Source organism: Curtobacterium sp. LFS084, assembly GCF_047977705.1.
In the GTDB taxonomy this organism is placed as follows: domain Bacteria; phylum Actinomycetota; class Actinomycetes; order Actinomycetales; family Microbacteriaceae; genus Curtobacterium.
Genome location: NZ_JBFPFM010000062.1, coordinates 1 through 10,931 on the forward strand (window position 1 = coordinate 1; position 10,931 = coordinate 10,931).

Below are 10,931 nucleotides of genomic sequence, written 5' to 3' on the forward strand. Positions count from 1 at the left end.
GGCCCCCATCACACGCCGCCCCCGGCGGCCTCCGCCCACCCCCGTGGGGCGGGCGGGCCCCCCCGCCCCCCCCCCCCCTCCCGTCAGCACTCCGTCAGTCCCAGATCGAGACCCAGTCGATGTCGACGTGGCCGCTCGCGGACGCCGGCACAGTGCCGCCGATGGCGGTCTCCGCCTGCAGCGTCACGCGCATCGGCTCCGTCGGGACCGCGCTGTGCGTCGTCGAGACGAGCGCGCCGTCCCAGTAGAACCGGACCGCGCCGTGGTCCCACTCGGTGGTCGCGACGTGGTAGCCGCTGCTCTGCGTCGTCGCCGAGTGCTGCTGGATCGAGCTGTCGAACGTCATCATGCCGTTGCTCAGCGTGCCCGGGATCGCGGACGCCGGTCGGACCGTGCTGCCGAGGTCGCCCTCGGGCCAGTCGATCTCGCCCTCGTTCCAGTCGTTGCTGCTCGGCCAGAGCATCCCGACGAACTTGTAGCCCTCGGTGTTCGTGGTCTTGTACCGGATCGACACGCGGCCCGTCGTGTGCGGCTGGTAGTCGTCCGGCAACACCGTGGCGACGAGCGGCTGCCCGTCCTCGGAGTGCAGCCAGAAGTCGAGGTTCCCGTTCGACACGCTGAGCACCTTGTCCGGCGCGTAGTACCCGCGTCCGCTGGTGTCGCTGTAGCCCGAGTACGCCCCGAGCCGCGGGTAGGCGCTGAGGACGCTGCCGAGGCCGGCGTCGGTCGTGAAGTCCTCGGCGTACGACTGCTTCCACGTCCGCCCGTTCGACGTGACGTCGCCCCGCGGCACCGACGTCGAGTCGGTCGCGGTGGCGGCCTGAGCGGCGGCTGCCGACGTGGCGGTGGCGGTGGCGGTCGGCGTCGGTCGTGCGGTGATCCGAGCCGACGCGGTCGACGACGACGCCGACGGTGACGCCGTCGACGGAGCAGCCGTCGGGGTGGCGTGCGCGGTGCTCGTGGCCGAGGGCTCGCTGGTCGGAGTCCCGGTCGCCGCCCGTGCCGTCGCCGCTCCTCTGGTCGCGGCATCGGTCTCGTTCGCGTGCTGCGTGAGCCCGAGCACGAGGGCTCCGCCCGCGACGATCGCCATGCCGGCGACGACCCGCCGCGTCCTGATCCGTCCGTTCTGTTCGCGAGCGCCCCTGCGACGCCCCTTCCCCCTGTTTTCCCCGTGCCCCCCGTGGAGTTCCCTGTCGTTGTCCCTGGTCAACACGTGGCCTTGTTCCTCCTGAGGTTGGTGGTGCGACGCGGAACCGTAACCCGTCCGGTCCGCAGTCCGCCGGTGGATCGTCCAGGCCCTGGATGAGGGCGGCTCGTGGATGCCGCCCGATCGGCCCCCGAACGAGGGACAAGTCACTGAATGAACGTTCAGGTGAATTTCCGGCCCCGCCTAGGCTGGGGTCTCGTGTTCGAACTCCACCACCTCACCGCACAGGAACTCTGGGACTGGATCCGACGGGGCGACGCCACCGCCCTCGAGGTCACCGAGCACTACCTGGCGCGGATCGCCCGGCTCGATCCGGCGCTCGGCGCCTTCGTGACGGTCACCGCCGACGCCGCACGCGACCGTGCCGAGCACCTCGGTCACCGCGTCCCGACGTCCCGACCGCTGTGGGGGCTCCCGTCTGCTGACAAGGACCTGTACGACCGTGCCGGGGTCCGGACACGGAACGGCACCACGAGCCTGCCCGAGCGTCCCGCGCCCGTCGACCACCCGCTCGTCGCGGCGCTCGACGCCGCCGGCGCCGTGAGCCTCGGCAAGACCGCGTCGCCCGAGTTCGGGATGTCGTCGTCCTCCGAGACCCGCTTCGGCGTGACCCGGAACCCGTACGACACGAGCCGCGCGCCCGGCGGGTCGTCGAGCGGCGCGGCGGTCGCCGTCGCCGCCGGACTCCTGCCGGCCGCTGTCGGCACGGACGGCGGCGGATCGGTCCGGATCCCGGCCGCGGCGACCGGGCTCGTGGGGCTCAAGCCGAGCCGCGGGCGTGTGCCGTCGATGCCCGGACGCTCGGGCGTCGGCGGCCTGTCCGTCGCGGGCCCGATCACGCGGACGGTCGCGGACGCGGGCATGCTGCTCGACGCGCTCGTGGCTCCGACCGGGCTCCCGGAGCCGCACCCGTACGCGCTCGTCACGCCCGACGTCGGCGAGGGACCGTTCACCGCCGCGGCCGTCCGGGGTGAGGGGCGCTTCGTCGTCGGACTGCTCGAGGGCTCCCCGTGGGACGACACCGTCGACGTGGTGGTCGACCCCGCGGCACGCGCCGCCGTCGAGACCGCGGTCCGGGTGCTCGGCGAGGTCGGACACGGTGTCGAGGACGTCCGGATGCCCCGGGCGCCGTACGCCGACGCGTTCCGGGTGGCGTGGGAGTCGAGCGCGGCCCGGCTGCCGGTGGTCCCCGGGATCGACCTCTCGGCGTTGACGCCCCTGGTGTCGTGGCTCGTCGACCGCGGCCGCACCCTGACCGGCACGCAGGTGCTCGACGCGATGACGGCGCTCGACACCTTCTCGGCCGCACTCATCGGCACGTTCGACCGGTTCGACGCCGTGCTCACGCCGACCCTCGCGCTCACGCCGCGGCCGCTCGGCTGGTACGGCGACGACCCCGAGGAGGACTTCCGCCGCCAGTGCGCGTACTCACCGTGGACGTCGATGGCGAACGTGGCCGGGCTGCCGGCGATCACGCTGCCCGTCGGGGTGACGGACGAGGAGCACCCGGACGGCGCCGGACTGCCGATGGGTGTGCAGCTCATCGGGCGTCCCGGTGGCGAGCGGGTGCTCCTGGCGATCGGCGCGCAGCTCGAGCGGCGGCTCCGGTGGCAGCGGCGGCACCCGGCGGCCTGGACCGCCTGACCCAGCGGTGCCGGGCGCTGGCGTGCGGCGAGCCCCTCGGGGACGGCGAGCCCGTCGGGGGCGGCGAGCCAGTCGGGGACGGCGAGCCGGTGCGACATCGTCGTGGTCGTACGACGTCGGAGATGTCGCTCCTGCGCGTTCGCAACGGTTGCGCGCGCGGGGGAACGACATCGTCGCTGTCGTACGACGTCGACGAAGTCGTTCCGAGTCCGCACCCGACGACGCACCACAACCCAGCCCTACGGCAGCGTCGGCGCCGCCTCCACCAGGGCCCGGGTCACCGGGTGTTCCGGCGCGTCGAGCAGGGACACCGGCCCGTGCTCGACGATCCGCCCCGCGGACATCACCGCCACGGTGTCGCACAGCCGCTGCACCACGCCGATGTCGTGCGACACCAGCACCAGGGTCAGCCCGAGGTCGTCGGCGAGCGACCGGAACAGATCGATGACGCGGGCCCGCACCACGACGTCGAGGGCGCTCATCGGCTCGTCCCCGAAGAGGATCCGCGGCGAGTGCACCACCGCCCGGGCGATCGCGATGCGCTGACGCTGCCCGCCGGAGAACTCGTGCGGGTACCGGTCGACGGCGTCGGCGGGCAGGTCGACCCGCTCCAGGACGTCACCGACCAGCTCGCGGTGGTCGCCGTCGATCCGCAGCGCCCGGAGCGGTTCCGCCACGATCGCACCGACGCGCATCCGCGGGTCGAGCGAGGCGTACGGGTCCTGGAAGACCACCCCGGTCTCGCGACGGAACCAGCGCATCGCGGCCGCGGATGCGGACGCCACCACCGGACGACCGGACGCGGTCACGGTGCCGGCGGAAGGCGCCTCCAGGCCGGCGAGCAGCCGCACCAACGTCGACTTGCCGGAACCGGACTCGCCGACGATCCCGAGACGCGCGCCGGACACGACGGACAGGTCGACCCCGTCGACCGCGGTCCGGACGGGGCCGGGTTCGAACGGGCCGCGGCGGGGGAGTCGGTAGGTGCGGTGCAGGCCCTCGGCGTGCAGGACGTCGGTCATGCGGAGTCTCCGGTCCGTGGGGCACGGCGGGCGGTGGCGCGGGCGGCGTCGACGAGCGCGGCCGTCGCGGGGTGCTGCGGCGCCGCGAGGAGTCCGGCGACCGAGCCCTGCTCGACGACCCGGCCGGCGTCGAGGACCACCGCGGTGTCGGCGATCCGTGCGAGGACGGCGAGGTCGTGCGTGACGAACACCATGCCCGCGGTGAGGCCCTCGAACAGCTCGAGGATGCGCGCCTCGGTCGTGACGTCGAGTGCCGTGGTGGGTTCGTCGGCGACGAGGTAGGACGGCTGTCCCGCCATCGCCATCGCGATGCAGATCCGCTGCCGCTGCCCACCGGACAGCTGGTGCGGGTACTGCCGCACGAGCGACTCGGGGTCCGGCAACCCGACCCGGACCGCCAGGTCGAGCGCCCCTGCCGCTGCCGCGCGTCGGTCGAGCCCGCGGTGCAGGCGCAGCGGTTCCGCGATCTGCGCGCCGACGCGACGGAGCGGGTCGAGTGCGGTGCCGGGTTCCTGGAAGACCATCGCGATGCCGGCGCCGCGGTGCCGGGCGCGCTCCCGGTCGGGCAGCCCGACGAGCTCGGTGCCGTCGAGCCGGATGCTGCCCGTGACGCTCGCCCCCGCGGGCTCGAGACCCATCAGGGCGAGCGAGGTCATCGACTTGCCCGACCCGGACGCGCCGATGACGCCGACGCGACGGCCGGGAGGCACGGTGAACGTCACGTCGTCGAGGATCGTCCGACGGTCGATGCGGACCGTCAGTCCGCGCACCTCGAGCCCGGAGGCTCGGGTGCCCGGCGTGGTCGCGTCGCTCATGCGGTCACCCCCGTGCTCGACGTGGTCGGGTCGTCCGGCGTGCGGGGCGTCGCCGCACCACCGGCCGCACGGTCGCTCGTGGTCAGGCGCGGGTCGGTCGCGTCGCGGACGGCATCGCCGAGCAGCGACAGGGCCGCGACGACCAGGGCGATCGCCGCACCGGGCCAGGTCGCGCTCCACGGGTGCACGCCGATGTACGTCTGCAGGTCGGACAGCAGGCTGCCCCACGAGGCCGTGTTCGACCCGGCGCCGTAGCCGAGGTACGACAGGCCGGCCTCGGCGAGGACCGCGGTCGCCATCGCGAGCGACAGCTGCACGGTGAACAGGGGCGCCGCGTTCGGCACGAGGTGGCGGAACAACACCCCGGCACCGCCGACGCCCGACGCACGCGCCGCGGTGACGTAGTCGCTCCGGGCGATGCGGCGGATCTCCCCGCGGGCGACCCGGGCGATCGTCACGCCGAAGGACAGGCCGACGCTGACGATCACGACGCCGAGCGACCCGCCGGCGATCGCGGTGAGGAGCATCGCGGTCAGGAGGGTCGGGAACGCCACGAGGATGTCGAGCAGGACCGCGGTGCCCTCGCGGACCCAGCGTGCGGTGAGCGAGCCGATCGCGGTGAGGACCATGCCGACGACGCTCGCGATCACGCCGGAGCCGACCGCGACGAGCACGGTCGTGCGGGTGCCGGCGAGCAGGTAGCTCGCGATGTCCCGACCGGAGGCGTCGGTGCCGAACCAGTGCGCCGGGCTCGGTGGTTCCCACTGGTGGAAGGGGTCGGCGCGGAAGGGGTCCTGCGGCGTCCAGACGAGCGACACCGCGGCGAGGACGACGAGCAGGCCGAGGACGACCACGGCGAAGACCCCGGTCGGTCGTGCGACGAGTCGGCGGATCACGCGGACACCCCGTTCATCCGGACACCTCGCGCTGGCGGGGGTCGAGCGTGCGGTGCACCACGTCGACGGCGAAGCCCACGAGCAGCACCAGCCCGGTGAGCACGAGCAGCTCCGACTGCACCTTCGTGACGTCCCTTCGGCCGACGTCGGTGACGAGCATGCGGCCGACGCCGGGGAGCGAGAAGAGCTGTTCGACGACGACGGCCCCGACGAGCAGGCCGGCGATCTGCACGCCGAGCACGGCCAGCACCGTCAGGGCCACCGAGGGGAGCCCGTGGCGGAGCAGCGCCTGCGTCCGGGTGAGCCCGACGGCCGCCGCCGTCCGGACGTGGTCGGCGTCGAGCACGCTGAGCGTCGCCGACCGGGTGAACCGCAGGATCACGGCACCCTCGACGGCGCCGATCGTCAGCGCGGGCAGCACGAGCGCCGCGAACGCCCGTCCGGGCTCGTCCCACCCGTCGAGCGGGAAGCCCTGCGTCGGCAGCCAGTGCAGCGTCACGGCGAACAGCGCCACGAGGAGCATGCCGGCCCAGACGATCGGGATCGAGGCGACCGCCTGCGCCAGGAACGCGATCACGGCGCCGCCCGGACGCCGACGGAGCACCGCCGCGAGCACGCCGAGCGGCACCCCGATGACGAGCGCGGCGACGAGGGACATGCCCGCGAGCGGCAGCGTGACGCCGAGCTTCTGGGCGATCTCGGGTGCGACCTGCCCGTCGGTGACGAGCGACCGGCCGAGGTCGCCGCGCAGGAGCCCGCCGATCCAGTCGAGGTACTGCACGACGACCGGGCGGTCGAGCCCGAGCTGCTGTCGGAGCTCGGCGACCTGCGCCGGCGACGCCTGCGTGCCCGCGACGATCTGCGCCACGTCCCCCGGGAGCACCCGGAGCGTGGCGAAGATGATGACGCTGGCCACCAGCAGGCCGACGACGAGCAGGAGCACCCGCCCGATCAGGAACCGGGTCACGACACCGGCGCTCCGGGAACCGTGGTCCCTGCCAGGATCACTTGACGGCGAGCTTCGACAGGTCGAGGCGCGAGTTCGTGCCGTCGTAGGGGAACCCGGTGACGCCCTTCCGGACGGCCGTGATCGACGTCGCCGTGTAGAGCCACTCGCCGGCCGCGTCCTCGCTGACGATCTTCGCCGCCTTCTGCAGGTCGGCGACCTTGGCAGCCTCGTCCGTCGCGGCGACCGAGTCGGCGTAGAGCGACTGCACCTCGGCGTTGTCGTACCCGAAGTAGTAGTCCGGGTTCGCCCAGTTGCCGAAGTCGCGCGCCTCGACGTGGTTCACCATCGACAGGTCGAAGTCGCGGGTGCCGCTCTTCGGCGCCTCGAACACCTGCGACAGCCACGTGGCGAAGTCGACCCGCTTGACCGTCAGCGTGATGCCGACGTCGGCGAGCTGGGACTTCAGCACGTCGCCGATCGTGGCGGAGTAGATGTTCGCGTACGTCAGCGTGAGGTCGAGCTTCGGGTGCCCCGCCTCGGCCAGGAGCTTCTTGGCGTTCTCGGGGTCGTACGCGTCGATGTCGGTGAGGTCCTGGTAGCCCGGGTCGAGCTCCGGGATCGGACCGCCCTGCTCGACGCCGGTACCGCCGATCGCCTTGATGATCGCCGTGGCATCGATCGCCTGCCGGATCGCCTGACGGACGCGCTTGTCGGTGAAGGGCGCCTTCTGGTCGTTGAACGCGAGCGTGTACTTGTCGGTCGTCTTGCCGGTGTGCAGCGAGATGTCCGAGCTGTTCTCCAGCTGGCTCTTCAGCGTGCCGTCGACGGAGGTCTGCACGTCGAGGTCGCCGTTCGCCATGGCGTTCACCGCGGTGGACGGCTGGGTGATGTACCGGAAGACGACCTTCGCGACCTTCGCCTTGGTGCCCCAGTAGTCGGCGTTCCGCGCGAAGGTCAGCGAGTCGCCCTGCTTCCAGCTCGCGACCTCGTACGGGCCGGTGCCGTTGGCGGAGTCGGACAGGTCGTTCTTCGCGGCTTCCTCGAGCACGAGGCCGGCGCGCCCGGTCAGGTTCCAGAGCAGATCGGAGTCGGGCTTGGCGAGCTTGAGCTCCACGACACCGGAGGACGGCGAGGTGATCGACGTCACGTTCGCGAGCTGCGCGGAGTCGACGTACGACGCGTTCGACTTGACCTGCTGCAGCGACCAGACGACGTCGGCGGCGGTGACGTCCTTGCCGTCCTGGAAGGTGGTGCCGTCGCGCAGTGTGAACGTGTACGTCAGGCCGTCGTCCGACACCGCGTGCTTCGACGCCAGCACGTCGCGGACGCCGCCGTCCGCCGTGCGGCCGACGAGCCCCTGGTAGACGTTGTCGATGAGCACCTGGTCGAGGGCGGCACCGGACTGCGTGCGGATGTCGAGGCTGGTGGGTTCGAGGACGAGGCCGACGCGGACGGTGGCGTCGGTGCCGCCGTTCTCCGTCGAGGATCCGGAGCATCCGGTCAGCACGAGGGCCGAGGTGACGACGACCGCGGTGGCGGCGACGACCGCGCGGCCGAGACGTGCGGTGCTGCGGGCGGGGAGCGGACTCATGGGTGGTGGGTTCCTTCCGGCGCGGTGGCGACGGTCGTCGCGCGCGCTTGCACGAGGTTAGCGGCGGCCGGGGTGCTCCGGCGACGGTTGTTCGATCGGATGCAACAAACCGTTACCTTCCGCCCATGCCCGGATCGCTGCGGCCAGTTCGAGGGGCGCCTGGTTCTGGACGGCGTGCCGGGCCGCGACCGTGACGATCTCGGCCTCGGGCAGGCGCTCGGCGAACTGCGTGTGCAGCTTCGGGGACACGTACCCGCGGTCGCCCCGGACGAGCAGCACCGGCACGTCGAGGGCCTCGAGATCGGGCCACGCGTCCGCGAAGCGCCCCACCGACGAGGTGCGTCCGGCGGGCAGGTGCGGGAAGTGGTGGCGCCGGACGAGCCGGCCGTCCGCGCCGAGCCTGGTGGTGTGCCGGGCCTCGCGGAGGAGCACCTGACGATCGTCCCCGACCCGGGCCTCGACGGCACGCTCGACCACCTGGTCGAGCGACGTGAACGGCTCTTCGTCCTCGAGGGCACGGGCGATCCGGTCGACGGCCCGCTGGGCGAAGTCCGGCGACATGTCGACCAGGACGAGACCGGTGACGCGCTCCGGGGCGGTCGCGGCGAGCCGGGCAGCGAGGATCGCGCCGAGGGAGTGTCCGACGACGATCCCGGGCGGGACGTCGAGCGCCCGGAGGGCCGCGAGGACGTCCGGCGCCGTGGCACCGGCGCCGTAGTCCGCGTCCTCGCGCCAGCCGGACCGGCCGTGGCCGGGCAGGTCGACGGCGACCGCCGGCTCGCCGACGGCGAGCGCGGTCTGGTCGAAGCTGTGCGCGTCGATGCCGAGCCCGTGCAGGTAGGTGATCCGCGCCTCCCGACCGTCCGCCGTGTCCCACCGGATCGCGGCGATCTCCTGTCCGGCGGTGGTGCGGACCACCTGCCTGGAGGCGCGCATCGGCGCCGTCACGCCGCTCGCGCGAACGAGGTCGGCCAGGTCGTGGAATTCGTCGTCGGCATCGGGCACGGGGATGATCCTCGCACCGTGCGGACCCTTGGGGCTCTTAGGTAAGGCATGCCATACTTGAGTCGTGGCAGCCCGGTACCGTGTCTTCTCCGTCCGCGTGGCGGCCGTCACGTCGCTCACCCCGCACTTCGTCCGGGTGACCCTGACCGGCGACGCCCTCGCCGAGTTCTCGTCGATCGGTCTCGACCAGCGCATCAAGATCGTGCTGCCGATCCCCGGGCACGGCTTCACCGACCTGCCCGACGGCGAGGACTGGTACGGCGCCTGGCGTGCCCTGCCGGACGCGATCCGGAACCCGCTGCGCACCTACACGGTCCGGTCGTTCCGGCCGGACGCCCGCGAGCTCGACATCGACTTCGTCGCGCACGGCGACACCGGACCCGCCTCGCGCTGGGTCTCGGCGTGCCGGGTCGGCGACGAACTCCGCATCGTGGGGCCCGCCGTGCCGTCGTCGCCCGCCGAGCTCCCGACCGGTGCGGCCGAGTTCGACCCCGGCGCCGCGGACCGGATCCTGCTCGCCGGTGACGAGACCGCCGCCCCCGCCATCTGCGCCATCCTCGAGGCGCTCGACGTCGCCACCGTCGGCCACGTCTTCATCGAGGTCCCGACCGACGCCGACCGCCTTCCGGTGTCCGCGCCCGCCGGCGTCGAGGTCCGCTGGATCGCTCGGAACGGTGCCTCGCACGGCGTCCGGATGACCGACCACGTGCACGCCTGGGCATCGACGGTCGCCGCCGGACCCGCGTGCGGCGACGGAGCGGACCTGCAGGACGTGGACGTCGACGAGCAGGTGCTGTGGGACGTCCCCGACGCCGAGGCGTCGCGGCCCGTGTACGCCTGGATCGCGGGCGAGGCCGGCTGCGTGAAGGAACTCCGACGCCACCTCGTGCGCGGGGTCGGGCTCGACCGGGAGCAGGTCGCGTTCATGGGGTACTGGCGGCACGGCAAGGCCGAGAATTGAGCCCTTCCGTCGACGGCGCCGGGTCTGCGTCGTCTGTGCCGGCGACCGCGCTCGGGGCCCGGGGGCTGACGCTCGCGTACGACGACCGCGTGGTGGTGTCGGCGCTCGACGTCGACATCCCGGACGGTGAGCTCACCGTCATCGTCGGGCCGAACGCGTGCGGCAAGTCGACGCTGCTGAAGTCGTTCGCGCGGACGCTCAAGCCGACGGCGGGCACGGTGTACCTCGACGGGGCCCCGATCTCGTCGCTCCGCCCCAAGGCCGTCGCGCGCCGCATCGGGATGCTCCCGCAGACGCCGATCGCGCCGGACGGCATCACCGTCCGCGACCTCGTGTCCCGCGGGCGCTTCCCGCACCAGGACCTGCTGCACCCGTCCTCGGGGTCGGACCGCCGTGCCGTGCAGGCCGCACTCGAGCAGACGTCGACCGTGTCGCTCGCCGACCGCGGCGTGGACGAACTCTCCGGCGGGCAGCGGCAACGCGTCTGGATCGCGATGGTGCTCGCGCAGGAGACCGACATCGTCCTGCTCGACGAACCGACCACGTTCCTCGACATCGCGCACCAGTACGACGTGCTCGAACTGGCGTCGGCGTTGCACGCGGCCGGTCGCACGGTCGTCGCGGTGCTGCACGACCTCAACCAGGCGGCGCGGTACGCCACCCACGTGATCGCGATGCGGGACGGGTCGATCGTGGCCTCGGGGCCGCCGGCGTCGGTCGTGACCGAGGAGCTGGTCGAGGACGTGTTCGGGCTGCCCTGCGTCGTCGTGACCGACCCCGTGCCCGGCACGCCCCTCGTGGTGCCGCGGCGCCGCGCGGCCTGACGCGCGCGGGCGCGCGG

10 protein-coding genes are annotated in these 10,931 nt (G+C 73.1%); 3 read left to right on the top strand and 7 right to left on the bottom strand.

Translation table 11 applies throughout. The features are described 5' to 3' along the window. Positions 1–94: 94 nt before the first annotated feature. Positions 95–1,090 (bottom strand): glycoside hydrolase family 16 protein, encoded by a 996-nt coding sequence (locus ACNQOV_RS17650; protein WP_416396180.1) that lies wholly within the window; start codon positions 1,088–1,090, stop codon positions 95–97. A 315-nt stretch (positions 1,091–1,405) separates the two neighbouring features. On the opposite strand from ACNQOV_RS17650, the gene ACNQOV_RS17655 reads away from it, so the two are divergent. Then, on the top strand, positions 1,406–2,851 hold the full coding sequence (locus ACNQOV_RS17655; RefSeq protein WP_416396182.1) for an amidase: 1,446 nt from the start codon (positions 1,406–1,408) through the stop codon (positions 2,849–2,851). Between the two features lie 239 nt (positions 2,852–3,090). Here ACNQOV_RS17655 and ACNQOV_RS17660 read toward each other — a convergent pair whose 3' ends face one another. The 6 genes from ACNQOV_RS17660 to ACNQOV_RS17685 are packed head-to-tail and all read right to left on the bottom strand — an operon-like array spanning position 3,091 to position 9,129. Continuing rightward, complete coding sequence (locus tag ACNQOV_RS17660) at positions 3,091–3,873, bottom strand: ABC transporter ATP-binding protein (protein ID WP_416396184.1); 783 nt, start codon at positions 3,871–3,873, stop codon at positions 3,091–3,093. Beyond that, positions 3,870–4,688: an ABC transporter ATP-binding protein gene (locus ACNQOV_RS17665; RefSeq protein ID WP_022905714.1), complete on the bottom strand. Its 819-nt coding sequence runs from the start codon at positions 4,686–4,688 to the stop codon at positions 3,870–3,872. The genes ACNQOV_RS17660 and ACNQOV_RS17665 overlap by 4 nt, the downstream gene beginning before the upstream one ends. Continuing rightward, entirely contained in the window at positions 4,685–5,584 is a 900-nt protein-coding gene (locus ACNQOV_RS17670; RefSeq protein ID WP_416396187.1) for an ABC transporter permease, read from the bottom strand. Before ACNQOV_RS17670 ends, ACNQOV_RS17665 begins: the two co-directional genes overlap by 4 nt. 13 nt (positions 5,585–5,597) lie before the next feature. After that, positions 5,598–6,551 carry an ABC transporter permease gene (locus ACNQOV_RS17675; RefSeq protein ID WP_022905712.1) on the bottom strand — a complete coding sequence of 318 codons (954 nt, stop codon included), beginning with the start codon at positions 6,549–6,551 and terminating at the stop codon, positions 5,598–5,600. A 37-nt stretch (positions 6,552–6,588) separates the two neighbouring features. Next, positions 6,589–8,124: an ABC transporter substrate-binding protein gene (locus tag ACNQOV_RS17680; protein ID WP_416396189.1), complete on the bottom strand. Its 1,536-nt coding sequence runs from the start codon at positions 8,122–8,124 to the stop codon at positions 6,589–6,591. Between the two features lie 57 nt (positions 8,125–8,181). After that, positions 8,182–9,129 (bottom strand): alpha/beta fold hydrolase, encoded by a 948-nt coding sequence (locus ACNQOV_RS17685; protein ID WP_416396191.1) that lies wholly within the window; start codon positions 9,127–9,129, stop codon positions 8,182–8,184. 64 nt (positions 9,130–9,193) lie between these two features. On the opposite strand from ACNQOV_RS17685, the gene ACNQOV_RS17690 reads away from it, so the two are divergent. Continuing rightward, positions 9,194–10,090 carry a siderophore-interacting protein gene (locus tag ACNQOV_RS17690; protein ID WP_416396193.1) on the top strand — a complete coding sequence of 299 codons (897 nt, stop codon included), beginning with the start codon at positions 9,194–9,196 and terminating at the stop codon, positions 10,088–10,090. Beyond that, positions 10,087–10,914: an ABC transporter ATP-binding protein gene (locus ACNQOV_RS17695; RefSeq protein ID WP_416396195.1), complete on the top strand. Its 828-nt coding sequence runs from the start codon at positions 10,087–10,089 to the stop codon at positions 10,912–10,914. Before ACNQOV_RS17690 ends, ACNQOV_RS17695 begins: the two co-directional genes overlap by 4 nt. Positions 10,915–10,931 lie beyond the last annotated feature (17 nt).

Coding starts and splice junctions, on each gene's coding strand:
- ACNQOV_RS17680 (WP_416396189.1), bottom strand. CDS start 8,124: ATGAGTCCGCTCCCCGCCCGCAGCACCGCACGTCTCGGCCGCGCGGTC.
- ACNQOV_RS17665 (WP_022905714.1), bottom strand. CDS start 4,688: ATGAGCGACGCGACCACGCCGGGCACCCGAGCCTCCGGGCTCGAGGTG.
- ACNQOV_RS17660 (WP_416396184.1), bottom strand. CDS start 3,873: ATGACCGACGTCCTGCACGCCGAGGGCCTGCACCGCACCTACCGACTC.
- ACNQOV_RS17650 (WP_416396180.1), bottom strand. CDS start 1,090: ATGGCGATCGTCGCGGGCGGAGCCCTCGTGCTCGGGCTCACGCAGCAC.